Genomic DNA, 22,165 nt, shown 5'->3' with positions numbered 1-22,165 from the left:
CCCCCCTTGTTATTTCTTCTTGTTCGCTACCGTACGACGAGGACCTTTGCGCGTGCGCGCATTCGTCTTCGTGCGTTGTCCGCGAACCGGCAGGCCGCGACGGTGACGGATACCGCGATAGCATCCGATTTCGACGAGGCGCTTGATGTTGAGGGAAATCTCGCGGCGGAGATCGCCTTCCACTTTGACGGATTTGTCGATGACTTCACGCAGCTTGCTCACTTCGTCTTCCGTGAGGTCGCGTACGCGAGTCGCAGCGCTGACGCCCGTTTCGGCCAGAATTTTCTGAGCCGTCGTCTTGCCAATACCGAAGATGTATTGGAGCGCGATTTCAACGCGCTTGTCGCGCGGCAAGTCTACACCAGCAATACGTGCCATGAATCGTTTCCTCCCTTCTTAACCTTGTCTTTGTTTGTGCTTCGGATTTTCGCAGATGACCATAACGTTGCCTTTGCGACGAATGACTTTGCATTTTTCGCAGATCGGCTTAACCGAAGGTCTGACCTTCATTGTGAATTACCTCCCGAATCCTTCCTCTGCAGGCACGAGGCCTACTTCCGATAGGTGATGCGTCCTCTGGACAGATCGTAAGGCGACAACTGGATAACCACTTTGTCTCCGGTCAGAATACGGATAAAGTGCATTCTGAGCTTGCCGGATACATGAGCGAGAATCTGGTGGCCGTTCTCCAGTTCAACCTTGAACATGGCATTTGGCAACGGCTCGATTACCGTACCTTCGACTTCAATGACGTCTTCCTTGGCCATCCTCATTCTCCTTTCGGCTTGTGTACTTCTGTATGGCGAATCTTAGCTTGGCGTTGGTCACCCGGCCCGTCTCGGACATGCTGTCCGAAACTTCGCTGCTGAGAGCCGGAAGTAACTGAAGATGCTGCATGTTCTTCTTCTTCGGCGAGTCGAAGCGACGCCCGTCTCCATCCGCGATCAGGACGAATTTCTCGTCCAAGACGCCGATGATGACCGCATGGCTGCCCTCGTCCTTGCCTCGAAGCACTTTGACCAGGCGTCCGATCTGAGCAAGCGGATCCAAGACCCTACTTCGCCTCCGGCAGCTTCGTCAAAATCTCGCAACCGTTCTCCGTGACCGCTACCGTGTGCTCGTAATGAGCGCACCAGGAGCCGTCAACCGTTACAACCGTCCAATTGTCCGACAAGGTCTGGACGTAGCGCTCCCCGATGTTCACCATCGGCTCGATGGCCAGCACCATTCCAGGCTTCAGCCGGGGTCCGCGATCCGGAATGCCGTAGTTCGGAATTTGCGGCTCTTCATGAAGATCCTTTCCAATTCCGTGCCCGACATACTCGCGTACAATGGAAAAGCCCGCATCCTCCACCACTTTTTGAATGGCGTGCGAGACCGTATACAGCCGAACATCCGGTTTGACCAGCTCAAGCCCGGCGTACAGCGATCGTTCGGTCACTTCCAGCAGACGTCGAACTTCTTCCGTGACGTCGCCTACCGGATAGGTCCAAGCCGAATCTCCGTGGTAGCCCTCAAACTGGGCGCCGATATCCAGCGTGATGATATCTCCGTCCTTGAGCTTGCGGCTGCCCGGAATGCCGTGCACCAGTTCTTCGTTTACAGAAGCGCAAATGCTGCCAGGAAACTGATTGTAGCCTTTAAAAGATGGAATTGCGTCCTGACTGCGAATGTAGCGATCGGCGATGTCATCCAGCTCACGGGTCGTAACCCCGGCCCGTACCGCGTCCGCCATCAGGCGATGCGTTTCGGCCACGATGCGTCCCGCTTCTCTCATGAATCGCAGTTCGGCTTCAGACTTGCAAATTATCATTCGTTCGAACCCCGCAGACGACCGGCGATGTCGGCGGTGACTTGATCGATTTCCTGCTCTCCGTTCACTTCACGCAGCAGACCTTTGCCGCTGTAGTATTCCAGAAGCGGGGCCGTCTTGGAGATGTATTCGTCCAAGCGGGTGCCGACCTTTTCTTCCGTGTCATCCGAGCGCTGGTACAGCTCTCCGCCATCCTTGTCACAGATGCCTTCCACCTTCGGAGGATTGAACATCACATGATAGGTAGCGCCGCAGGTTTTGCAGATGCGGCGTCCGGTGAGCCGGGCGAGCAGAAGTCCGCGATCGACATGAAGATTGACGACATGATCGATGCTGCGGCCCATTTCGGCCAGCATGACATCAAGCGTTTCGGCTTGCTGAAGCGTCCGCGGAAAGCCATCCAGCAGGAAGCCCTTCTCGCAGTCGGCAAGCAGCAGTCGCTCGCGTACGATGCCATTCGTAATTTCATCCGGAACAAGCAGTCCTTGATCGACGAATTCCTTCGCTTTCTGACCAAGCGGCGTGCCCTGCTTCATCGCCAGCCGGAATGCGTCTCCGGTGGAGATGTGAGGAACGTTGAACTGTTCGACGATTCTCTCGGCCTGGGTACCCTTGCCGGCTCCCGGAGGGCCCATGAAAAGAATGTTCATCCTGTCGTCCTCGCTTTGGCACTATAGGCACGCGCGGGCTGACCTGCAGCTCCCCAAGTGGAGCCGTCAAGCCGCCCGTTCGAAGCCTCGTGTTATTTATTGATGAACCCTTTGTAGTGACGCTTGATCAGCTGGCTCTCGATCTGCTTCATCGTGTCGAGCGCGACGCCGACAACGATCAGCAGCGAAGTACCGCCGAGCTGAATCGTGCGGTCAAGACCGAACAACGAGCCGAAGAACACCGGCAGGATCGAGATGATGGCCAGGAACAGCGCCCCGAACAACGTGATTCTCGACATGACGCGGGTAATGTAGCTCGAGGTAGGCTTGCCCGGACGAACGCCAGGGATGTAGCCGCCATTCTTCTTCATCTGGTCCGCCATCTGTACAGGATTGATCTGCACGAAGGTGTAGAAGAAGGTGAAGCCGATAATCAGTATAACATAGATCACCATTCCAAGCGCCTTATCCGGTGCGAGGTGGGTGATGATCCATTGAGCCCAGTCGTGGCTGGCCCAGAACTGCGCAATTGTGGACGGGAACATCAGCAGCGAGATCGCGAAGATAACCGGGATAACGCCCGCGCCATTCACTTTGAGCGGAATGTGCGTCGATTGGCCGCCGTACATCTTGCGTCCGACAACACGCTTCGCGTATTGCACCGGGATTTTGCGAATCCCTTGCTGGACGATGATGACGCCGATAATCATGAGGATGATCCCAACCAGAATGGCCAGCACCTGGAGGACGCCCAGGAATACCTGGTCCGTCTTATCGACGAAGTACGTCGTGTAGATTTTGCGGATATGGCCCGGCAGGCCAGCGATGATACCCGCGAAGATAATCACCGAGATGCCGTTGCCGATGCCGCGTTCCGTAATCTGCTCTCCGAGCCACATCAGGAATGCCGTACCTGCCGTCAGGACAATCGCGATCATCGCGTATACCGCGAAGTTCGCGTCTTGAACCATCTGGTAGTTGTACATGCGGTTGAAACCAACTGCTGTTGCAAAACCCTGGACAAGACCCAACCCAATCGTACCGTAGCGAGTGATCTGCGCCAGCTTGCGCTTTCCGTTCTCGCCTTCTTTTGCCCATTCTGCGAACTTAGGAATGACATCCATCGAAAGCAGCTGGACAATGATCGACGCCGTAATGTACGGCATGATGCCGATCGCGAAGATCGAGAATTGGAAGAGCGCGCCGCCCGAGAACGTGTTCAGCAAGCCAAAAAGATCTGAGCCTGAGTTGTCAAGTTGGGTGAAGACGTCCTTGTCGATGTTGGGCACCGGAATGAAGGAACCGATGCGGTATACAAGCAAAATGAAAAGGGTAAAGAGGATTCTCCGCCGGAGGTCCTCCACTTTCCAAATGTTTGAAACCGTCTTGAACAATTAGATCACCTCGGTTTGACCGCCGGCAGCCTGGATTTTCTCTACCGCAGATTGAGAGAACTTGTTTGCTTTAACCGTCAGCTTAACCGTTACTTCGCCGTTGCCCAGGATCTTGATGCCGGCTTGAGGATTTTTTACGATCCCTTTAGCGACAAGAATTTCCGGAGTAACTTCGGAGCCAGCTTCAAATACATTGAGCTCTTCGATGTTGACGATCGCGTACTCTTTGCGGAAAGGATTGTTGAAACCACGCTTAGGCAGACGACGATAAAGCGGGTTTTGACCGCCTTCGAAGCCCGGACGGACGCCGCCGCCGGAACGTGCGTTTTGACCTTTGTGGCCTTTGCCTGCGGTTTTGCCGTTGCCGCTGCCGATACCGCGGCCTTTGCGGTATGGAGCTTTGCGGGAACCTTCAGCTGGTTTGAGTTCATGCAGTTTCATCGTTCGTTGCACCTCCTTGTTGCTCTTTGTAAATCTATGGATAGACGATGCTTGATCGTCTCTTATACTTCTTCCACTTTAACCAGGTGACTCACGTGGGTCACCATACCGCGAATCGCGGGGCTGTCGTTATGAACAACCGTTTGGCGGATCTTGCGAAGACCGAGCGACGCGACTGTAGCGCGTTGCTTCTCGTTGCGGCCGATCAGACTGCGGACGAGGGTGATTTGCAATTTAGCCATCGTGTTCCCTCCTTAACCCAGCAGCTCTTCAACCGTTTTTCCGCGAAGCTTGGCAACGTCCTCAGCGCGTTTCAGGCGGGAGAGCCCTTCGAGCGTTGCGTTGACCATGTTCATGGAATTGGAAGAACCGAGGGATTTGGTCAGGATGTCGCCGACTCCTGCCAGCTCGAGCACGGCACGCACAGGGCCGCCAGCGATAACGCCGGTACCTTGGGAAGCCGGTTTGAGCAGAACTTGACCAGCGCCGAAGTGACCGAGCACTTGGTGCGGGATCGTCGTGTTCACGAGCGGGATCGAGATCATGTTTTTCTTCGCATCTTCAATCCCTTTGCGGATCGCGTCTGGAACCTCTTGAGCTTTGCCGATGCCGGCGCCTACATGGCCTTTGCCGTCGCCGACAACGACCAGAGCGCTGAAGCTGAAGCGGCGTCCGCCTTTGACTACTTTCGCTACGCGGTTGATGTGAACCACTTTCTCTTGCAGTTCACCCAGCGCATTTGCATCAATACGCAAGTCGATATACCTCCCTTGTCAGAAAATTAGAATTGGAGACCAGCTTCGCGAGCTGCGTCAGCCAGTGCTTGAATCCGTCCATGGTACAGGTAGCCGCCGCGATCGAAGACAACCGCTTCGTGGCCTTTTTCCTTGGCACGTTTCGCGATCAGTTCTCCAACCAGCTTTGCGGATTCCACGTTGCCGCCGTTGCTCACTTTCTCAGCAAGCTCTTTGTCCAGCGTGGAAGCCGATGCGATCGTTACGCCAGCCACATCGTCGATCAGTTGAGCATAGATGTGCTTGGAGGAACGGTATACCGACAGACGAGGACGCTCTACCGTGCCGTTGATTTTCTTGCGGACACGCAGATGGCGTTTCAGACGGGCTTTGTTTTTGTCGCCTTTGGTGATCATTGAGGGATCCTCCCTTCTTCGTTCGTGGTGCTGCTATCGTCAGCATGCGATCATGCTTACTTTTTCTTGCCGGCCTTGCCTTCCTTGCGGATGATGCGCTCGCCTTCGTACTTGATGCCTTTGCCTTTGTAAGGCTCTGGCTCGCGTACGGCACGGATCTTAGCCGCTGTCGCGCCGACAAGCTCTTTGTCGATGCCGCGAACCGTGATCTTGTTGTTGCCCACGACTTCGAACTCGATGCCTTGTGCAGGCACGATTTCAACCGGGTGGGAGTAGCCGACGTTCAGGACGACTTTCTCGCCTTGCTTCGAAGCACGGTAGCCGACGCCGACGAGCTCGAGGTTTTTGGAGAAGCCATCCGTTACACCGCTGACCATGTTCGCGATGATGCTGCGGGTCGTTCCGTGCAAGGAGCGGTGCAGCTTGTTGTCGGAAGGACGCTCCACGAGGATCGTGCCCTCTTCCAGGTTAACTTTCATATCTTTATGGACCGGACGGCTAAGGGAACCTTTCGGTCCTTTTACCGTGATCACCGTATCGTCCAGGGAGACGTTCACTCCGCTAGGGACAGTAATGGGTTTTCGACCAATACGGGACATTGTTGCACCTCCTATCGCTGTAGCTTTAGATTACCAGACGTAGCAGACGACTTCGCCGCCAGCTTTGCCTTGACGAGCTTCCTTGTCGGTCATAACTCCCTTGGACGTGGAGATAATCGCGATGCCGAGACCGCCGAGTACGCGCGGGATTTCGCCCGATTTCGTGTAGACGCGCAGGCCAGGCTTGCTGATGCGCTTGAGGCCCGTGATGACGCGCTCGTTGTTGGAGCCGTATTTCAAGAAAATACGGATCATCCCTTGCTTGCTGTCCTCGATATATTCAGCGTCACGAATGAAGCCCTCACGCTTCAGAATATCAGCGATTTGCTTCTTGATTTTCGAAGCGGGCATTTCAACGGTTTCATGACGGACAAGATTCGCATTGCGGATACGGGTAAGCATATCTGCGATCGGATCAGACATAACCATTCTTGTGTACCTCCTTCCCTAACTAAGACGGATTACCAGCTGGCCTTCTTCACGCCAGGAATCTGGCCTTTGTATGCTAATTCACGGAAACAAATCCGGCAAATTTTAAACTTCTGCAGAACCGAGTGAGGACGTCCGCAGCGCTCGCAGCGCGTGTAGGCACGAACCTTGAACTTCGGCGTGCGTTGTTGCTTTATTTTCATCGAAGTTTTAGCCACTTTGGTATTACACCTCCTGATTGGCGATTACTTCGCGAACGGCATTCCCAGTTGGGTCAGCAGCTCACGGGATTCTTCGTCCGACTTCGCCGTCGTTACGATAACGACGTCCATGCCGCGGACTTTATCGACTTTGTCGTATTCGACCTCCGGGAAGATCAGCTGCTCTTTAAGACCGAGGGTGTAGTTGCCGCGACCGTCGAAAGCTTTGGTCGATACGCCGCGGAAGTCGCGTACGCGCGGAAGCGCGGTGTTGAACAGCTTGTCGAGGAAGTAGTACATGCGGTCGCCGCGCAGCGTTACTTTAACCCCGATCGGCATGTTCTCACGAAGCTTGAAGCCTGCGATCGACTTCTTCGCGCGCGTGATAACCGGCTTTTGACCGGAGATGAGGCGGAGATCTTCGACGGCCGTATCAAGCACTTTGGAGTTGGCGACTGCTTCGCCTACGCCCATGTTGATGACGACTTTCTCGATCTTCGGCACCTGCATTACAGTCGAGTAGTTGAACTTCTGCATCAGAGCAGGAGTCACATCGTTCAGGAAACGCTCTTTCATTCTTGCTGCCATGGTAAAGGGTCCTCCTTTCCGTAAAGAATAATTAGTCGATAACCTCGCCGGAACGCTTCGCAACGCGGACTTTCTTGCCGTTGTCCAGCACTTTGTAGCCGATGCGGGTTACGTTTCCGCTCTTCGGATCCACGTGCATCACGTTGGATACATGGATCGGAGCCTCTTGCTCGATGATGCCGCCCTGAGGGTTCGCTTGGGAAGGACGCGAATGCTTCTTCACCATGTTCACACCTTCGACCAGAACGCGGTTCTCACGAGGGTAAGCTGCGATGACGCGGCCTTTTTTGCCTTTATCTTTGCCCGTGATGACGATAACGGTATCGTCCTTTTTCACGTGCAGCTTGTTGTTGTGGGATTCCAGAACTTTTTTAACCTTTGGCATGTGTTACACCTCCTGCTCCTTGAATCACGCAGCTAGATTAGATAACTTCCGGTGCAAGCGATACGATCTTCATGAAGTCTTTTTCACGAAGTTCGCGCGCAACTGGCCCGAAGATACGGGTACCGCGAGGGGATTTGTCTTCCTTCACGACAACAGCTGCATTCTCGTCGAATGCGATGTAGGAACCGTCCTTGCGGCGAACCGTGCGCTTCGTGCGAACGATAACCGCTTTGACTACATCGCCTTTTTTGACAACGCCACCGGGTGTTGCTTGTTTGACCGAGCAAACGATCAGATCACCGATGTGTCCTACACGACGTCCCGTACCACCCAGTACGCGGATGCACATCAGTTCTTTCGCGCCGGAGTTGTCAGCAACCGCAAGGCGTGTAAAAGGTTGAATCATTGAAATGTCCTCCTTTCAAACTTGATGGTCGAATCGTATTAGAGGATTACGGCTTCTTCTACGACTTGGACCAGTCTCCAACGCTTGTCTTTCGACAGCGGGCGAGTTTCCATGATTTTAACCGTGTCACCGATTTTCGCGGTGTTGTTCTCGTCATGGGCTTTGAATTTCTTCGTGTACTTGATGCGTTTATGGTACAGATCATGTTTTTTGTAGGTTTCTACAGCCACCACGATCGTTTTATCCATTTTGTCGCTGACCACTTTGCCAATCTGAACTTTGCGGTTGTTGCGTTCGCTCATGTTCATCCTCCTTCCTCAGGCTGGGCGTGTATAAGCACGCGGCTGAATTAGCTGCTGATTCCCAGTTCTCTTTGGCGCAGTACCGTTTTGGCACGTGCGATTTCTTTCCGAACGGCGCTGATGCGCGTCGGGTTGTCCAGCTGGCCCGTAGCCAGTTGGAAGCGGAGGTTGAACAGCTCTTCTTTAAAGCCGGCAACCTTTTGGTTGAGCTCATCAGTGGTCAGGTTGCGGAATTCACTAGCTTTCATTTGCTTCACCACCCACTTCTTCGCGTTTCACAAACTTCGTTTTAACCGGGAGCTTGTGGGCCGCAAGGCGCATTGCTTCGCGAGCGATTTCCTCGGATACGCCGGCAAGCTCGAACATCACTTTGCCAGGCTTCACGACGGAAACCCATTTCTCAACGTTACCTTTACCGCTACCCATCCGCACCTCGAGAGGCTTTTGGGTGATCGGCTTGGAAGGGAAGATCTTGATCCAGACCTTACCGCCACGCTTGATGTAACGGGTCATAGCGATACGAGCGGACTCGATCTGACGGTTGGTGACCCAACCCGGTTCGAGCGCTTGCAGGCCGAATTCACCGAAGTGAACTTCCGTGCCGCCTTTAGCGCGACCTTTCATATGTCCGCGTTGTTCTTTGCGGTGTTTGACGCGTTTAGGTACCAACATGATTAGTTGCCTCCTTCCTGGACGGCTGCTTTCTTTTTAGAAGGAAGGATTTCACCGCGGTAGATCCACACTTTTACGCCGATGCGGCCGTAAGTCGTATGGGCTTCAGCCGTGCCGTAGTCGATGTCGGCGCGCAGCGTATGAAGCGGAACGGTGCCTTCGCTGTATCCTTCTTGACGAGCGATCTCTGCGCCGCCGAGACGGCCGCTGACCGAAGTCTTGATTCCTTTTGCGCCTGCGCGCATGGAACGTTGCAGAGCTTGTTTCATGGCGCGGCGGAACGAAGTCCGGCGCTCCAGCTGTTGAGCGATGCTTTCGGCAACGAGCGTTGCGTCCAGATCCGCTTGCTTGATTTCGGAGATGTTGATGTGGACTTTTTTGCCGCCCGTGATGCGAGTCAGCTCGCTGCGGAGGTTCTCCACCTCGGAGCCGCCCTTGCCGATGACCATACCCGGCTTCGCCGTGTAGATCGTGACGTTGACGCGGTTCGCCGCGCGCTCGATCTCGATGCGGGATACAGCAGCGTCTTTAAGTTTTCCTTTAAGGAATTCGCGAACTCGAACATCTTCCATGAGAAGAGTGCCGAAGTCTTTACCCGCGTACCATTTGGATTCCCAATCCCGGATGACTCCGATCCGGAGACCAACCGGATTTACCTTTTGACCCACTCGTTATCCCTCCTTATTTTTCGGATACGACCAGCGTAATGTGGCTGGTGCGCTTGTTGATGCGGCTTGCACGTCCCATAGCGCGCGGCATGAACCGTTTCATCGTCGGACCTTGGTTGACGAATACCTGGGATACGACCAGATTGTTCACGTCCAGCTGGTAGTTGTGCTCCGCGTTGGCGATTGCCGAGTTCAGCAGCTTCTCAACGATCGGGGACGCGGCGCGCGGAGTGTGGCGCAGGATCGCGATCGCTTCGCCGACTTGCTTGCCGCGGATCAGATCAACGACGAGCTGAGCCTTGCGTGGCGCGATGCGGACTTGGTTAGCATGTGCTCTTGCTTCTGCCATGACAGGTACCTCCTCTCAAACAGCTTGATTATGGAAAGGCAGCGGCTTAGCGTCTGCCCGTTTTCTTGTCGTCGTCGTGACCTTTGTAGGTACGAGTCGGTGCGAATTCGCCGAACTTATGTCCGACCATGTCTTCCGTCACATAGACCGGCACGTGCTTGCGGCCGTCGTAAACAGCCAGCGTGTGTCCGATGAATTGCGGGAAGATCGTGGAACGGCGGGACCAAGTTTTGATCACCGTCTTTTTGTTCGCAGCGTTGAGTTCTTCAACCTTTTTCAGCAGGTACCCATCGATGAAAGGACCTTTTTTCAAACTACGACCCATGAAGTGGTTCCTCCCTTCCTCGAGACGTTAGCGTGACGCAGACTTACGTCACGCGCAGTCGCTCAAGCGATTATTATTTCGTGCGGCGACGAATAATATATTGGCTCGATGCTTTCTTCTTCTTCCGCGTTTTGGCGCCGAGGGTCGGTTTGCCCCAAGGAGACATAGGCGATTTGCGTCCGATCGGAGCGCGGCCTTCACCACCACCGTGAGGGTGATCGTTCGGGTTCATGACGACGCCGCGAACTTCAGGACGCTTGCCCAGCCAACGGGAACGGCCGGCTTTACCGATTTTCACGAGCTCGTGATCCTCGTTGCCAACAGATCCGATCGTAGCGCGGCAAGTTTTCAGAATGCGGCGAACCTCGCCGGAAGTCAGACGGATAACCGCGTATGCATCCTCTTTACCGAGGAGCTGAGCTTCCGTACCGGCAGCGCGAACGAGTTGTCCGCCTTTGCCAGGCTTCATTTCGATGTTGTGGATCAGCGTACCGACCGGAATGTTTTCCAGTGGAAGCGCATTGCCCACTTTGATGTCGGCGGATGGACCGGAAACGATCTGGTCGCCGACTTTCAGGCCTTTAGGAGCGATGATGTAGCGCTTCTCGCCATCGACGTAGTGGATCAGCGCGATGTTCGAGGTGCGGTTCGGATCATACTCGATCGTCGCTACGCGTCCTACGATGCCATCCTTGTTGCGCTTGAAGTCGATGATGCGGTACTTGCGCTTATGTCCGCCGCCGTGGTGGCGAACCGTAATTTTGCCCTGGTTGTTGCGGCCGGCTTTTTTGAAAAGCGGCGCCAGGAGCGATTTCTCCGGTACGTTCGTTGTGATCTCTTCAAATGTCGAGACCGACATGCCGCGACGGGCCGGGGAAGTCGGTTTGTACTTCTTGATTGGCACTTTGTTTCCCTCCTTGTCTCGTCAGATTAGACCGACTCGAAGAATTCCAGCTCTTTGCTGTCTTCGCTCAGTTGAACGAAGGCTTTCTTCCACTCGGACGTGTAACCGGAATGACGGCCGTAGCGCTTCGGCTTAGCCGGCACGCGCAGCGTGTTTACGCTGCTGACCTTTACATTGAAGATCTGCTCGACAGCAGATTTGATCTCGGTTTTGTTCGCACGGATGTCGACTTCGAACACATAGCGTTTTGCTCCCATGAGCTCAGTCGTTTGTTCCGTGATCACCGGGCGCTTGATAATATCGCGTGGATCCTTCATTACGCAAGCACCTCCTGTACTTTCTCGACCGCATCCTTGGTGATGATGAGTTGGTCGTGCGACAGCACATCCAGAACATTGATGCCATCAGCTGCGACGAACTTCACTCCAGGAATATTGCGGGCGGACAGAGCCACGTTGTTCTCGAATTCAGCCGTAACGACAAGCGCTTTGCGGCCGACTTTGAGGTTGTTCAGCACGGCTTTGAACTCTTTCGTCTTCGGAGCTTCGAAGCTCAGTTGATCGAGAACGATCAGCTCGCTTGCGATGACTTTGGAAGACAGTGCCGAACGAATCGCCAGACGGCGAACTTTCTTAGGCAGCTTGAAGCTGTAGCTGCGCGGAGTCGGTCCGAAGACAGTGCCGCCGCCAACCCATTGCGGGGAGCGGATCGAGCCCTGACGAGCGCGGCCGGTGCCTTTTTGTTTCCAAGGCTTGCGTCCGCCGCCGCGTACTTCGGAGCGTCCTTTCGTCTTGTGCGTGCCAGCGCGCTCGGCTGCTTGCTGAAGCAGAACGGCGCTATGCAGGACATGCGAGTTAGGCTCGATGCCGAAGACATGCTCGGAAAGTTCGATGTCGCCGACTTGGGAGCCGCTCACGTTGAAGATAGCTACTTTAGGCATAGCTTGTTCCTCCTTTCTTCAGGCGGTGCTTATTTCTTCACCGTTTGTTTGATTTTTACGAAGCTGTTTCTAGGGCCCGGAATAGAGCCTTTAACCAGCAGGACATTGCGCTCTGCATCGACGCGTACGACTTCAAGCTTTTGAATCGTAATCGTCTCGTGGCCCATATGGCCTGGCAGGCGCTTGCCTTTTGGAACGCGGTTCGCTTGGATCGAGCCCATCGAACCAGGTCCGCGGTGGTAGCGGGAACCGTGCGCCATCGGGCCGCGGCTTTGTCCCCAGCGCTTGATTACGCCTTGGAAGCCTTTGCCCTTGGATACGCCAGTTACGTCAACGAATTCGCCTTCCGTGAATACGTCGGCTTTAATTTCTTGGCCAACTTCATATTCGCCCAGGTTAATGCCGCGAATTTCACGAATGTAGCGCTTAGGAGCCGTATTGGCTTTTTTCGCATGGCCGATAGCAGGTTTCGTCGCGTTTTTCTCCTTTTTGTCGGAGAAGCCGAGTTGAACCGCCTCGTAGCCGTCGTTCTCTTGGTCTTTCTTCTGCAGGATGACGCATGGACCGGCTTCGATAACCGTGACTGGCACGACGTTACCTTCAGCTGTGAACACTTGCGTCATACCGATCTTTTTGCCTAAGATACCCTTCATGTTGACACCTCTTTTCGTTCTCACTTAGCTTTCGCTTGTGGATAACTTACAGTTTGATTTCGATATCGACACCGGACGGCAGGTCCAGACGCATCAGCGCATCAACCGTTTGCGGAGTCGGGTTCACAATATCGATCAGACGCTTGTGCGTACGCTGCTCGAATTGCTCGCGCGAATCCTTGTACTTGTGTACTGCACGGAGAATGGTGATGATTTGCTTTTCCGTCGGAAGCGGAATCGGTCCAGAAACACCTGCTCCGGAACGTTTTGCGGTTTCCACGATTTTCTCTGCAGACTGGTCAAGAATGCGGTGATCGTATGCTTTCAAGCGAATACGAATCTTTTGCTTTGCCATATAAGTCCCTCCTTCTATCGCCCAATTTAGTATCGGACATACTCCGCGAGAACTCCTCCCACACGCTCCATGGCAAAGGAGCCGGGTGTGTCAGCAACCTCCCGCATCATCGCAACGTCACAGACCAACAGACAATAGTTTATCACGTTGGATGGGCGATTGCAACATGGAAATGCCAGCTTGCCGCGCTGCATTGCCTTTCCCATGCCGGAAGCCGTTTTCGCTCCATCCTCGATTCCTTCGATCGGATCGTGTTTCTTCTATAATAATGGAGTGAATCGAATCCAATCGTTCAAACAAAAATCCCCTGCCTGAGAGGCAGGGGATTTTGCAAGCTGCAGCTGACGCTGCAGAAAGCTTATTTTTGGATTGTTGCTACGGCGCCAGCGCCTACCGTACGGCCGCCTTCGCGGATCGAGAAGCGCGTGCCTTCTTCGATTGCGATTGGAGCGATCAGCTCAACCGTAACGGTGATGTTGTCGCCAGGCATAACCATTTCCGTACCTTCCGGCAGGTTGATGATGCCCGTTACGTCCGTCGTGCGGAAGTAGAACTGTGGACGGTAGCCCGTGAAGAAAGGCTTGTGGCGTCCGCCCTCTTCTTTGGTCAGGACGTAGATTTGAGCCGTGAAGTTCGTGTGCGGCTTAACGGAGCCTGGCTTGGCCAGAACTTGTCCGCGCTCGATGTCTTTACGGTCAACGCCGCGAAGCAGGGCGCCGATGTTGTCGCCAGCTTGAGCGGAGTCCATCAGCTTACGGAACATTTCAACGCCCGTAACGACGGATTTGCGGGATTCTTCAGCAAGACCGATGATTTCGACCTCGTCGGAGACTTTGACCGTACCGCGGTCGATACGGCCAGTTGCAACCGTACCGCGGCCCGTGATCGTGAACACGTCCTCGACTGGCATCAGGAAAGGCTTCGCCGTGTCGCGCTCAGGAGTCGGGATGTACGTATCAACTTGCTCGAAGAGCTCGATGATTTTATCAGCCCATGGACCGTCTGGGTTTTGCAGGGCTTCACGAGCAGCGCCGCGGATGATCGGCGTGTCGTCGCCTGGGAACTCGTACTCGTTGAGGAGGTCGCGAACTTCCATCTCAACCAGCTCGAGGAGCTCTTCGTCTTCAACCATGTCGCATTTGTTCAGGAATACGACGATGTAAGGAACGCCGACTTGGCGGGAGAGCAGGATGTGCTCGCGCGTTTGCGGCATAGGGCCGTCAGCTGCGGATACAACCAGGATCGCGCCGTCCATTTGAGCTGCGCCGGTGATCATGTTTTTAACATAGTCGGCGTGGCCTGGGCAGTCAACGTGAGCGTAGTGGCGGTTAGGCGTCTCGTACTCGACGTGTGCCGTCGAGATCGTGATGCCGCGCTCGCGCTCTTCTGGAGCTTTGTCGATTTGGTCGAACGCGATTGCCGCGCCGCCGTATTTTTTGGAAAGAACCGTCGTGATGGCAGCCGTCAGCGTCGTTTTGCCGTGGTCGACGTGACCGATGGTGCCAATGTTAACGTGGGGTTTAGTACGTTCAAATTTAGCCTTTGCCATTGAACTTAATCCTCCTTCAAGGTCAGGAAAGTTTATGTTAGGTGACAGACCGTTCACCGCTCGAGCGGCAGGCACGGCCTGTCACAGCGAACCTATCTTGAGATTACTCCGATTTGCTCTTGGAGACAATCTCTTCCTGGATCGATTTTGGAACTTCTTCATAGTGCGACAGCTCCATGGAGAACACGCCGCGTCCTTGAGTACCGGAACGCAGAGTCGTGGAGTAACCGAACATCTCGGCAAGAGGCACCTTGGCACGTACGATTTGCGCGCCACCGCGCGAATCCATGCCTTCAATGCGTCCGCGACGGGAGTTCAGCATGCCCATGACGTCGCCCATGTACTCTTCCGGAATCGTGACTTCGACCTTCATGATCGGCTCGAGAATGACAGGCTTACATTTGTCTTTCGCGGCTTTGAGGGCCATGGAGCCTGCGATCTTGAACGCCATCTCCGAGGAGTCGACGTCATGGTACGAACCGTCGAAGATCGTAGCTTTGATGTCGACGAGCGGGAAGCCGGCGAGGACACCGTTTTTCATGGCCTCTTCGATACCCGCTTGAGTCGGGCCGATGAATTCGCGAGGAACGACGCCGCCGACGACTTTGTTCTCGAAGACAAAACCGCTGCCTGGCTCGAGCGGCTCGAATTCGATCCATACGTGGCCGAATTGACCGCGGCCGCCGGATTGACGAACGAATTTGCCTTCGACTTTAGCCGCTTGACGGAAGGTCTCACGGTAAGCGACTTGCGGCTTGCCGACGTTCGTCTCTACTTTGAATTCACGGAGCATGCGGTCAACGAGGATCTCCAGGTGAAGCTCACCCATGCCCGCGATGATCGTTTGACCCGTTTCTTCGTCCGTATGAGCGCGGAACGTCGGATCCTCTTCCGAGAGCTTCTGCAGAGCGATGCCCATCTTGTCTTGGTCAGCCTTGGTTTTCGGCTCGACCGCGAGCTGGATGACAGGCTCAGGGAAGTTCATGGATTCAAGGATGACCGGATTCTTCTCGTCGCAAAGCGTGTCGCCCGTCGTCGTATCTTTAAGGCCTACGGCTGCGGCGATGTCGCCGGCGTAGACCGAGCTGATCTCCTGACGGCTGTTCGCATGCATTTGAAGAATACGGCCGACCCGCTCGCGCTTGTCCTTCGTGGCGTTGACAACGTAGGAACCGGAGTTCAATACGCCGGAGTAAACGCGGAAGAAGGTCAGTTTTCCGACGAACGGATCCGTCATGATCTTGAATGCGAGAGCCGCGAACGGCGCTTCGTCGGAAGACTCGCGAGTCGTCTCGGTTCCGTCTTCAAGGGTGCCCTTGATCGCTGGAACGTCGATCGGAGCCGGCAGGTAGTCGACTACGGCATCCAGCATCATTTGCACGCCTTTGTTACGGTAAGAGGAGCCAGCGATGACAGGGAAGATCTTCACTTCGACAACGCCCTTGCGGAGCGCTGCTTTAAGTTCTGGAACGGAAATTTCTTCGCCTTCCAGATACTTCATCATGAGTTCTTCGTCCAGCTCGGCCACTCTCTCAACCAGTTCCGCACGGAGTACTTCTGCTTGATCGACCAGATCGGCTGGGATCTCGACTTGCTCCGGATCTTTGCCGAGGTCGTCTTTGTATTTGTAGGCGACGCGTTCCACCAGGTCGACCACGCCGACGAAATCGTTCTCGGCGCCGATCGGCAGTTGGATCGCAACAGCATTGGCTTGCAGGCGTTCCCGCATGTCTTTGATGACATTCAGGAAGTCCGCGCCGATGATGTCCATTTTGTTGATGTAAGCAATCCGAGGAACGTTGTAACGGTCAGCCTGACGCCATACGGTTTCGGACTGAGGTTCTACGCCTTCTTTCGCACTGAATACACCAACCGCCCCGTCCAATACGCGCAGGGAACGCTCGACTTCAACGGTGAAGTCAACGTGTCCCGGGGTGTCGATGATATTGATGCGGTTGCCCTTCCACTGAGCAGTCGTCGCGGCAGACGTAATCGTGATGCCGCGCTCTTGTTCCTGCTCCATCCAGTCCATCGTCGCCGCGCCTTCATGCACTTCGCCGATTTTGTGGGTACGGCCTGTGTAGAACAGGATCCGTTCCGTGGTCGTGGTCTTGCCCGCATCAATATGCGCCATGATCCCGATGTTACGCGTATTTGCCAAGGAGAACTCTCTTGCCATTGGAATGTCTCCTTTCAAATTGGTACTGCTTTAGGATTCTACCAGCGGTAGTGAGCGAACGCCTTGTTCGCCTCTGCCATTTTGTGCGTATCTTCGCGCTTCTTAACCGCAGCGCCCGTGTTGTTGGATGCGTCGAGAATTTCAGCAGCCAGACGCTCTTCCATCGTTCTCTCGCCGCGATTGCGGGAGTAGTTCACGAGCCAGCGAAGACCGAGAGCGGTACGGCGCTCAGGCTTCACTTCGATCGGCACTTGGTAGTTCGAGCCGCCTACGCGGCGAGCTTTAACTTCCAGTACAGGCATGATGTTCTTCAGGGCTGCTTCGAACACTTCCATCGGATCTTTGCCGGAACGTTCTTGAATCAGTTTGAAGGCATCGTACAGCAGTGTTGCAGCAACACCGCGTTTGCCGTCGATCATGATGCGGTTAATGAGACGCGTAACGAGCTTGCTGTTGTAAATCGGATCCGGCAGTACGTCGCGTTTTGTTACAGGACCTTTGCGTGGCATGTAGCAAGTCCCCCTTTCCCTCATACTTATTGGTATAAATGAATCGAATCTTATTTCTTCACTTTCGGACGCTTCGCGCCGTACTTGGAGCGAGCTTGCTTACGGTTGTTCACGCCTGCCGTGTCGAGCGCGCCGCGAACGATGTGATAGCGTACGCCTGGAAGGTCTTTTACACGTCCGCCGCGGATCAGCACGACGCTGTGCTCCTGGAGGTTGTGACCGATACCCGGAATGTAAGCCGTTACCTCTACTTTGTTCGTCAGACGAACACGGGCATACTTACGAAGCGCGGAGTTCGGTTTTTTCGGAGTCATCGTACCTACACGGGTGCAGACACCACGTTTTTGAGGAGCGCTGATTTCCGTAGCCTCACGTTTCAGGGCGTTGAAACCCCGTTGCAGTGCTGGCGATTTGGACTTGACCACTTTAGCTTGACGGCCTTTGCGGACCAGTTGGTTGATAGTTGGCATGTCGGTTGCCACCCCCTTCCCATAATTCATGAAACGCTGAACTGCATTCTGCTCATTATTTAAGCCCACAGGTCCAGGCGGTTCATCTTTGGACAAACAAAAGTTTTTGCCTGCGCAGTCGTCCGAAATCTCGATCTTCCTGCCGGCAAAAACATCGTTCCTACTTTTCATCCAGTACGACTGCGGCCATCGCAGCGCCGACGTCGATCCCGCATTCCTTGCCGAGCTCCGCCATGCTGTCGAACCACCTGACCGGCACGCCGTCCTTCTCGCTCTGCGCGACAATGCCGCGAGTGAGCTTAGGATCCGCATCCCGAGCCACATAAACGCCGATCGCTTGACGCGATTCCAACGTCTTGGTCGTCTGTTTCGTGCCAATCTTGTAAGCCAAAGGATTCACCATCCCTAACCATGTACAAGAGTTCAGTCACAGGCACACTTCGATATACTACCACTAGTCGAATGTCCATGTCAAGAAGACTCGTCCATTCTTTCGCGCCGCATGTCAAGCCTCGCAGCAGCGGCAGCTGACCGCATGGCATGGTCAGCTGCCGCTCTGGAGAAGCTTGCCGCCTTGGGCTTAGGACTCGACCGCGACCGACTCGCCGAGCTCCTCGCCGGTCGTTTGGATTTCGTCCTCCTGGCCGACGAAGCGGATGCTGCGGTAACGGTTCATGCCCGTACCCGCCGGAATCAGCTTGCCGATGATGACGTTCTCCTTGAGTCCAAGCAGCTGGTCGACCTTGCCTTTGATAGCGGCGTCGGTAAGGACGCGGGTCGTCTCCTGGAAGGAAGCTGCGGAGAGGAAGGAGTCCGTCTCCAGCGAGGCTTTGGTGATGCCGAGCAGCACCGGCTTGGCGACCGCCGGCTCGCGGCCGGACAGAAGCACCTCGCGGTTGGCTGCCTCGTATTCATGCACGTCGACGAATGCTCCCGGCAGCAGCTTCGTGTCGCCCGCATCGACGATGCGGATCTTGCGCAGCATCTGCTTGATCATGACCTCGACGTGCTTGTCGTTGATTTCTACGCCCTGGTTCCGATAGACGCGTTGGACTTCCTGCAGAATGTAATTCTGCACTCCGCGGATGCCTTTGATGCGCAGCATTTCCTTCGGATCGATGGAGCCGTCCGTAAGCTCGTCGCCGGCTTCCAGATGCTGGCCCTCGATCACGCGGATCCGCGAGCCGTAGCTGACCGGATACACTTTCGACTCGGCTTCGCCTTGGACTTCGATCTCGCGGCGGTCCTTCGTCTCGCGGATGCTTTTGACGACGCCGTCGAGCTCGCTGATGATGGCCTGGCCTTTCGGGTTGCGCGCCTCGAACAGCTCCTGGATACGCGGCAAACCTTGCGTGATGTCGTCGCCCGCAACGCCGCCGGTATGGAATGTACGCATCGTGAGCTGGGTTCCCGGCTCGCCGATCGATTGCGCCGCGATGATGCCGACGGCTTCGCCGATCTCGACATGCTTGCCGGTCGCCAGGTTGCGGCCGTAGCAGATCTTGCAGACGCCGTGGCGGGCGCGGCAGCTCAGCACGGAGCGGATCTGCAGCTTCTCGATGCCGGCGTTCACGATCGCATCGGCTTTCGTAGCATCGATCAGGTCGTTGCGGGCAACGATGACTTCGCCGGTCTCCGGATGGCGGACGGTCTCGAACGAGTAGCGTCCCTCGATGCGGTCGAACAGGTCCTCGATGACTTCCTTGCCGTCCTGGATCTTGGAGACGGTGATGCCTTTGTCCGAGCCGCAATCGTCCTCGCGGACGATGACGTCCTGCGCGACGTCGACGAGCCGGCGGGTCAGGTAGCCGGAGTCGGCGGTACGAAGCGCCGTATCGGCAAGACCTTTACGCGCGCCGTGCGTCGAGATGTAGTACTCGAGGACGGTCAGGCCTTCGCGGAAGTTGGACTTGATCGGAAGCTCGATGATTCGGCCGGACGGGTTCGCCATCAGGCCGCGCATGCCGCCCAGCTGGGTGATCTGCGACTTGTTGCCCCGTGCCTTGGAATCGACCATGAGCATGATGGAATTGTAGCGGTCCATCGATTTCATGAGGATGTCCGTAATCTGGTCCTTGGTCTTGCTCCAGATCTCGATGACGCGGTCGTAGCGCTCTTCGTTCGTAATCAGGCCGCGGCGGTACTGATTCGTGACGATCTTGACCTTCTCGTCGGATTCCTTGAGAATCTCGACCTTCTCCGGAGGCACGATGACGTCGGAGACGGCGACCGTGATGCCCGCGCGGGTGGAGTAGGTGAAGCCGAGCTCCTTGATCTTGTCGAGGATCATGGACGTGCGCGTCGTATGGTACAGGCGGAAGCACTCGGCGATCAGCAGGCCGAGATATTCCTTGCCGACGGCGCCCATCTGCGGCACGTTGTCGAGGAACGTGTTCAGATCCGCGCCTTTTTCGTAGACGAAGTATTTATCCGGCGTTCCGTCCATCAAGTTGGTCTTGGTCGCCTCGTTGATGTACGGGAACGAGCTCGGGAAGATCTCGTTGAAGATGACCTTGCCGACCGTCGTCGAGATGAGCGAGCGGTTCTGCTCTTCCGTAAAGGCGTCCTTGCGAAGCACCTTCGCCGGAATGAAGATCCGCGCATGCAGCGAGACAATGCCGCGCTGGTAGGCGGAGATCGCTTCGTTGACCGTGCCGAACACGGAGCCGGAGCCGAGAGCTTCCTTGTTGTCCATCGTCAGATAGAAGGAGCCCAGGACCATATCCTGCGAAGGCGTGACGACCGGCTTGCCGTCCTTCGGGTTGAGGATGTTGCCGGCAGCCAGCATGAGCAGGCGCGCTTCGGCTTGGGCCTCGGCGGACAGCGGCACGTGGACGGCCATCTGGTCGCCGTCGAAGTCGGCGTTGTAGGCCGTACATACGAGCGGATGCAGCTTGATCGCCTTGCCTTCGACGAGGATCGGCTCGAACGCCTGGATGCCCAGACGGTGAAGCGTAGGAGCGCGGTTCAGCAGGACCGGATGCTCCTTGATGACTTCCTCGAGCACATCCCACACCTCGGCGCTGACGCGCTCGACCTTGCGCTTCGCACTTTTGATGTTATGCGCGAGGCCTTTGTTCACGAGCTCTTTCATGACGAAAGGCTTGAACAGCTCCAGCGCCATCTCCTTCGGAAGACCGCATTGGTACATCTTCAGGTTCGGGCCGACGACGATAACCGAACGGCCGGAGTAGTCGACGCGCTTGCCGAGCAGGTTTTGCCGGAAGCGGCCTTGCTTGCCCTTCAGCATGTGGCTGAGGGACTTCAGCGGACGGTTGCCCGGTCCGGTGACCGGACGGCCGCGGCGGCCGTTGTCGATGAGGGCATCGACGGCTTCCTGCAGCATCCGCTTCTCGTTCTGTACGATAATGTCCGGCGCGCCAAGGTCGAGCAGGCGCTTCAGACGGTTGTTGCGGTTGATGACCCGGCGATACAGGTCGTTGAGGTCGGAGGTCGCGAAGCGGCCGCCGTCGAGCTGGACCATCGGACGGAGCTCCGGCGGAATGACCGGGAGCACGTCGAGGATCATCCAATCCGGCTTGTTGCCGGAATGGCGGAACGCCTCGATGACCTCAAGACGCTTGATGGCGCGGTTGCGGCGCTGGCCTTGGGCCGTGCGCAGCTCTTCCTTCAGCTGGTCGAGCTCGCGCTCCACGTCGATGTCCTGGAGCAGCTTCTTGACCGCCTCGGCGCCCATGCCGGCATGGAAGCCGTAGCCGTACTTCTCGCGGTAGCTGCGGTATTCCTTTTCGGAGAGCAGCTGCTTCTTCTCCAGCGGCGTCTCGCCCGGATCGGTGACGACGTAGCTGGCGAAGTAGATGATTTCCTCGAGCGAGCGGGGCGACATGTCCAGCGCCAGCCCCATCCGGCTCGGGATGCCTTTGAAGTACCAGATATGGGAGACCGGAGCGGCGAGCTCGATATGGCCCATCCGCTCGCGGCGGACTTTGGCGCGAGTGACTTCTACGCCGCAGCGGTCGCAGACGACGCCTTTGTAGCGCACGCGCTTGTACTTGCCGCAATGGCACTCCCAGTCCTTGGTCGGTCCGAAGATCTTCTCGCAGAAGAGACCTTCTTTCTCCGGCTTGAGCGTCCTATAGTTAATGGTCTCGGGCTTCTTGACTTCTCCGCGGGACCAAGAGCGAATCTTTTCCGGCGATGCAAGGCCGATCTTCATGTACTCGAAGTTGTTCACGTCCAACAAGGAGCAACCCTCCTTCATTCAAGTATGGCTC

Annotated in this window: 34 protein-coding genes; all 34 read right to left on the bottom strand. The window is 55.8% G+C overall.

Annotation, left to right across the window (positions count from 1 at the left end; all coding sequences use genetic code 11):
* Window positions 1-9 precede the first annotated feature (9 nt).
* On the bottom strand, window positions 10-378 hold the full coding sequence (rpsM, locus tag NYE40_RS03415; protein WP_028598219.1) for a 30S ribosomal protein S13: 369 nt from the start codon (window positions 376-378) through the stop codon (window positions 10-12).
* A gap of 18 nt (window positions 379-396) precedes the next feature.
* On the bottom strand, window positions 397-510 hold the full coding sequence (rpmJ, locus tag NYE40_RS03410; protein ID WP_021296640.1) for a 50S ribosomal protein L36: 114 nt from the start codon (window positions 508-510) through the stop codon (window positions 397-399).
* Between the two features lie 41 nt (window positions 511-551).
* Window positions 552-767 carry a translation initiation factor IF-1 gene (gene infA / locus NYE40_RS03405; protein ID WP_015847200.1) on the bottom strand — a complete coding sequence of 72 codons (216 nt, stop codon included), beginning with the start codon at window positions 765-767 and terminating at the stop codon, window positions 552-554.
* On the bottom strand, window positions 745-1,050 hold the full coding sequence (locus NYE40_RS03400) for a KOW domain-containing RNA-binding protein (RefSeq protein WP_028598218.1): 306 nt from the start codon (window positions 1,048-1,050) through the stop codon (window positions 745-747). The genes infA and NYE40_RS03400 overlap by 23 nt, the downstream gene beginning before the upstream one ends.
* 4 nt (window positions 1,051-1,054) lie before the next feature.
* Entirely contained in the window at window positions 1,055-1,813 is a 759-nt protein-coding gene (map, locus tag NYE40_RS03395; RefSeq protein WP_028598217.1) for a type I methionyl aminopeptidase, read from the bottom strand.
* Window positions 1,810-2,463, bottom strand: a complete 654-nt coding sequence (locus NYE40_RS03390) for an adenylate kinase (RefSeq protein WP_028598216.1) — start codon at window positions 2,461-2,463, stop codon at window positions 1,810-1,812. The genes map and NYE40_RS03390 overlap by 4 nt, the downstream gene beginning before the upstream one ends.
* 92 nt (window positions 2,464-2,555) lie before the next feature.
* The gene (gene secY, locus NYE40_RS03385) at window positions 2,556-3,857 is read right to left on the bottom strand and encodes a preprotein translocase subunit SecY (RefSeq protein WP_028598215.1); all 1,302 of its coding nucleotides are present in this window, start codon (window positions 3,855-3,857) and stop codon (window positions 2,556-2,558) included.
* Window positions 3,858-4,298 (bottom strand): 50S ribosomal protein L15, encoded by a 441-nt coding sequence (gene rplO / locus NYE40_RS03380; RefSeq protein ID WP_028598214.1) that lies wholly within the window; start codon window positions 4,296-4,298, stop codon window positions 3,858-3,860.
* 62 nt (window positions 4,299-4,360) lie between these two features.
* A complete protein-coding gene (rpmD, locus tag NYE40_RS03375; protein ID WP_028598213.1) occupies window positions 4,361-4,540 on the bottom strand; it encodes a 50S ribosomal protein L30 in 180 nt (59 codons plus the stop codon).
* Between the two features lie 12 nt (window positions 4,541-4,552).
* Window positions 4,553-5,053: a 30S ribosomal protein S5 gene (gene rpsE / locus NYE40_RS03370; RefSeq protein WP_028598212.1), complete on the bottom strand. Its 501-nt coding sequence runs from the start codon at window positions 5,051-5,053 to the stop codon at window positions 4,553-4,555.
* Window positions 5,054-5,079: 26 nt separating this feature from the next.
* Window positions 5,080-5,448 (bottom strand): 50S ribosomal protein L18, encoded by a 369-nt coding sequence (rplR, locus tag NYE40_RS03365; RefSeq protein WP_028598211.1) that lies wholly within the window; start codon window positions 5,446-5,448, stop codon window positions 5,080-5,082.
* 56 nt (window positions 5,449-5,504) lie between these two features.
* The gene (gene rplF, locus NYE40_RS03360) at window positions 5,505-6,047 is read right to left on the bottom strand and encodes a 50S ribosomal protein L6 (RefSeq protein WP_028598210.1); all 543 of its coding nucleotides are present in this window, start codon (window positions 6,045-6,047) and stop codon (window positions 5,505-5,507) included.
* 30 nt (window positions 6,048-6,077) lie between these two features.
* Window positions 6,078-6,476 (bottom strand): 30S ribosomal protein S8, encoded by a 399-nt coding sequence (gene rpsH, locus NYE40_RS03355; RefSeq protein ID WP_028598209.1) that lies wholly within the window; start codon window positions 6,474-6,476, stop codon window positions 6,078-6,080.
* A 32-nt stretch (window positions 6,477-6,508) separates the two neighbouring features.
* A complete protein-coding gene (locus NYE40_RS03350) occupies window positions 6,509-6,694 on the bottom strand; it encodes a type Z 30S ribosomal protein S14 (protein ID WP_084136923.1) in 186 nt (61 codons plus the stop codon).
* A 27-nt stretch (window positions 6,695-6,721) separates the two neighbouring features.
* On the bottom strand, window positions 6,722-7,264 hold the full coding sequence (gene rplE / locus NYE40_RS03345; protein ID WP_028598208.1) for a 50S ribosomal protein L5: 543 nt from the start codon (window positions 7,262-7,264) through the stop codon (window positions 6,722-6,724).
* Between the two features lie 31 nt (window positions 7,265-7,295).
* Complete coding sequence (rplX, locus tag NYE40_RS03340) at window positions 7,296-7,649, bottom strand: 50S ribosomal protein L24 (RefSeq protein WP_084136920.1); 354 nt, start codon at window positions 7,647-7,649, stop codon at window positions 7,296-7,298.
* Window positions 7,650-7,686: 37 nt separating this feature from the next.
* Complete coding sequence (gene rplN, locus NYE40_RS03335) at window positions 7,687-8,055, bottom strand: 50S ribosomal protein L14 (protein WP_028598206.1); 369 nt, start codon at window positions 8,053-8,055, stop codon at window positions 7,687-7,689.
* Window positions 8,056-8,093: 38 nt separating this feature from the next.
* On the bottom strand, window positions 8,094-8,357 hold the full coding sequence (gene rpsQ, locus NYE40_RS03330) for a 30S ribosomal protein S17 (RefSeq protein WP_028598205.1): 264 nt from the start codon (window positions 8,355-8,357) through the stop codon (window positions 8,094-8,096).
* A gap of 47 nt (window positions 8,358-8,404) precedes the next feature.
* Complete coding sequence (rpmC, locus tag NYE40_RS03325; protein ID WP_028598204.1) at window positions 8,405-8,605, bottom strand: 50S ribosomal protein L29; 201 nt, start codon at window positions 8,603-8,605, stop codon at window positions 8,405-8,407.
* The gene (rplP, locus tag NYE40_RS03320) at window positions 8,595-9,029 is read right to left on the bottom strand and encodes a 50S ribosomal protein L16 (RefSeq protein WP_028598203.1); all 435 of its coding nucleotides are present in this window, start codon (window positions 9,027-9,029) and stop codon (window positions 8,595-8,597) included. Before rplP ends, rpmC begins: the two co-directional genes overlap by 11 nt.
* 2 nt (window positions 9,030-9,031) lie before the next feature.
* On the bottom strand, window positions 9,032-9,697 hold the full coding sequence (rpsC, locus tag NYE40_RS03315; RefSeq protein WP_028598202.1) for a 30S ribosomal protein S3: 666 nt from the start codon (window positions 9,695-9,697) through the stop codon (window positions 9,032-9,034).
* Between the two features lie 13 nt (window positions 9,698-9,710).
* Window positions 9,711-10,046 (bottom strand): 50S ribosomal protein L22, encoded by a 336-nt coding sequence (gene rplV, locus NYE40_RS03310; protein ID WP_028598201.1) that lies wholly within the window; start codon window positions 10,044-10,046, stop codon window positions 9,711-9,713.
* Window positions 10,047-10,092: 46 nt separating this feature from the next.
* Window positions 10,093-10,371, bottom strand: coding sequence for a 30S ribosomal protein S19 (gene rpsS, locus NYE40_RS03305; protein ID WP_021878327.1), 279 nt, complete (start codon window positions 10,369-10,371; stop codon window positions 10,093-10,095).
* A gap of 73 nt (window positions 10,372-10,444) precedes the next feature.
* Window positions 10,445-11,275 carry a 50S ribosomal protein L2 gene (gene rplB, locus NYE40_RS03300; RefSeq protein ID WP_028598200.1) on the bottom strand — a complete coding sequence of 277 codons (831 nt, stop codon included), beginning with the start codon at window positions 11,273-11,275 and terminating at the stop codon, window positions 10,445-10,447.
* 26 nt (window positions 11,276-11,301) lie between these two features.
* A complete protein-coding gene (gene rplW, locus NYE40_RS03295; RefSeq protein WP_028598199.1) occupies window positions 11,302-11,592 on the bottom strand; it encodes a 50S ribosomal protein L23 in 291 nt (96 codons plus the stop codon).
* Complete coding sequence (gene rplD / locus NYE40_RS03290; protein WP_028598198.1) at window positions 11,592-12,215, bottom strand: 50S ribosomal protein L4; 624 nt, start codon at window positions 12,213-12,215, stop codon at window positions 11,592-11,594. Before rplD ends, rplW begins: the two co-directional genes overlap by 1 nt.
* A gap of 29 nt (window positions 12,216-12,244) precedes the next feature.
* Window positions 12,245-12,868, bottom strand: coding sequence for a 50S ribosomal protein L3 (gene rplC / locus NYE40_RS03285; RefSeq protein ID WP_028598197.1), 624 nt, complete (start codon window positions 12,866-12,868; stop codon window positions 12,245-12,247).
* Between the two features lie 46 nt (window positions 12,869-12,914).
* Window positions 12,915-13,223: a 30S ribosomal protein S10 gene (gene rpsJ / locus NYE40_RS03280; RefSeq protein ID WP_017692074.1), complete on the bottom strand. Its 309-nt coding sequence runs from the start codon at window positions 13,221-13,223 to the stop codon at window positions 12,915-12,917.
* A gap of 358 nt (window positions 13,224-13,581) precedes the next feature.
* Window positions 13,582-14,772, bottom strand: coding sequence for an elongation factor Tu (gene tuf, locus NYE40_RS03275; RefSeq protein ID WP_028598196.1), 1,191 nt, complete (start codon window positions 14,770-14,772; stop codon window positions 13,582-13,584).
* Window positions 14,773-14,875: 103 nt separating this feature from the next.
* Entirely contained in the window at window positions 14,876-16,951 is a 2,076-nt protein-coding gene (gene fusA, locus NYE40_RS03270) for an elongation factor G (protein WP_028598195.1), read from the bottom strand.
* A 38-nt stretch (window positions 16,952-16,989) separates the two neighbouring features.
* Window positions 16,990-17,460, bottom strand: a complete 471-nt coding sequence (gene rpsG, locus NYE40_RS03265) for a 30S ribosomal protein S7 (protein ID WP_028598194.1) — start codon at window positions 17,458-17,460, stop codon at window positions 16,990-16,992.
* Between the two features lie 50 nt (window positions 17,461-17,510).
* Window positions 17,511-17,930: a 30S ribosomal protein S12 gene (rpsL, locus tag NYE40_RS03260; RefSeq protein ID WP_028598193.1), complete on the bottom strand. Its 420-nt coding sequence runs from the start codon at window positions 17,928-17,930 to the stop codon at window positions 17,511-17,513.
* Window positions 17,931-18,090: 160 nt separating this feature from the next.
* A complete protein-coding gene (locus tag NYE40_RS03255; RefSeq protein ID WP_028598192.1) occupies window positions 18,091-18,321 on the bottom strand; it encodes a 50S ribosomal protein L7ae-like protein in 231 nt (76 codons plus the stop codon).
* A gap of 189 nt (window positions 18,322-18,510) precedes the next feature.
* Window positions 18,511-22,134: a DNA-directed RNA polymerase subunit beta' gene (gene rpoC, locus NYE40_RS03250; protein ID WP_028598191.1), complete on the bottom strand. Its 3,624-nt coding sequence runs from the start codon at window positions 22,132-22,134 to the stop codon at window positions 18,511-18,513.
* Window positions 22,135-22,165: the final 31 nt, after the last annotated feature.

It is taken from the genome of Paenibacillus sp. FSL W8-1187 (genome assembly GCF_037965485.1).
In the GTDB taxonomy this organism is placed as follows: Bacteria; Bacillota; Bacilli; order Paenibacillales; family Paenibacillaceae; genus Paenibacillus_O; species Paenibacillus_O pasadenensis.
This window is presented reverse-complemented; position numbering and strand designations above follow the sequence as displayed.

Excerpts from the sequence above, each read along its gene's own strand:
- rpsM (WP_028598219.1), bottom strand. The coding sequence starts at position 378 with ATGGCACGTATTGCTGGTGTAGACTTGCCGCGCGACAAGCGCGTTGAA.
- rpmJ (WP_021296640.1), bottom strand. The coding sequence starts at position 510 with ATGAAGGTCAGACCTTCGGTTAAGCCGATCTGCGAAAAATGCAAAGTC.
- infA (WP_015847200.1), bottom strand. The coding sequence starts at position 767 with ATGGCCAAGGAAGACGTCATTGAAGTCGAAGGTACGGTAATCGAGCCG.
- map (WP_028598217.1), bottom strand. The coding sequence starts at position 1,813 with ATGATAATTTGCAAGTCTGAAGCCGAACTGCGATTCATGAGAGAAGCG.
- NYE40_RS03390 (WP_028598216.1), bottom strand. The coding sequence starts at position 2,463 with ATGAACATTCTTTTCATGGGCCCTCCGGGAGCCGGCAAGGGTACCCAG.
- rplO (WP_028598214.1), bottom strand. The coding sequence starts at position 4,298 with ATGAAACTGCATGAACTCAAACCAGCTGAAGGTTCCCGCAAAGCTCCA.
- rpmD (WP_028598213.1), bottom strand. The coding sequence starts at position 4,540 with ATGGCTAAATTGCAAATCACCCTCGTCCGCAGTCTGATCGGCCGCAAC.
- rplR (WP_028598211.1), bottom strand. The coding sequence starts at position 5,448 with ATGATCACCAAAGGCGACAAAAACAAAGCCCGTCTGAAACGCCATCTG.
- rplF (WP_028598210.1), bottom strand. The coding sequence starts at position 6,047 with ATGTCCCGTATTGGTCGAAAACCCATTACTGTCCCTAGCGGAGTGAAC.
- rpsH (WP_028598209.1), bottom strand. The coding sequence starts at position 6,476 with ATGGTTATGTCTGATCCGATCGCAGATATGCTTACCCGTATCCGCAAT.
- rplE (WP_028598208.1), bottom strand. The coding sequence starts at position 7,264 with ATGGCAGCAAGAATGAAAGAGCGTTTCCTGAACGATGTGACTCCTGCT.
- rplX (WP_084136920.1), bottom strand. The coding sequence starts at position 7,649 with ATGCCAAAGGTTAAAAAAGTTCTGGAATCCCACAACAACAAGCTGCAC.
- rplN (WP_028598206.1), bottom strand. The coding sequence starts at position 8,055 with ATGATTCAACCTTTTACACGCCTTGCGGTTGCTGACAACTCCGGCGCG.
- rpsQ (WP_028598205.1), bottom strand. The coding sequence starts at position 8,357 with ATGAGCGAACGCAACAACCGCAAAGTTCAGATTGGCAAAGTGGTCAGC.
- rpmC (WP_028598204.1), bottom strand. The coding sequence starts at position 8,605 with ATGAAAGCTAGTGAATTCCGCAACCTGACCACTGATGAGCTCAACCAA.
- rplP (WP_028598203.1), bottom strand. The coding sequence starts at position 9,029 with ATGTTGGTACCTAAACGCGTCAAACACCGCAAAGAACAACGCGGACAT.
- rplV (WP_028598201.1), bottom strand. The coding sequence starts at position 10,046 with ATGGCAGAAGCAAGAGCACATGCTAACCAAGTCCGCATCGCGCCACGC.
- rpsS (WP_021878327.1), bottom strand. The coding sequence starts at position 10,371 with ATGGGTCGTAGTTTGAAAAAAGGTCCTTTCATCGATGGGTACCTGCTG.
- rplW (WP_028598199.1), bottom strand. The coding sequence starts at position 11,592 with ATGAAGGATCCACGCGATATTATCAAGCGCCCGGTGATCACGGAACAA.
- rplD (WP_028598198.1), bottom strand. The coding sequence starts at position 12,215 with ATGCCTAAAGTAGCTATCTTCAACGTGAGCGGCTCCCAAGTCGGCGAC.
- rplC (WP_028598197.1), bottom strand. The coding sequence starts at position 12,868 with ATGAAGGGTATCTTAGGCAAAAAGATCGGTATGACGCAAGTGTTCACA.
- rpsJ (WP_017692074.1), bottom strand. The coding sequence starts at position 13,223 with ATGGCAAAGCAAAAGATTCGTATTCGCTTGAAAGCATACGATCACCGC.
- tuf (WP_028598196.1), bottom strand. The coding sequence starts at position 14,772 with ATGGCAAAGGCTAAATTTGAACGTACTAAACCCCACGTTAACATTGGC.
- fusA (WP_028598195.1), bottom strand. The coding sequence starts at position 16,951 with ATGGCAAGAGAGTTCTCCTTGGCAAATACGCGTAACATCGGGATCATG.
- rpsG (WP_028598194.1), bottom strand. The coding sequence starts at position 17,460 with ATGCCACGCAAAGGTCCTGTAACAAAACGCGACGTACTGCCGGATCCG.
- rpsL (WP_028598193.1), bottom strand. The coding sequence starts at position 17,930 with ATGCCAACTATCAACCAACTGGTCCGCAAAGGCCGTCAAGCTAAAGTG.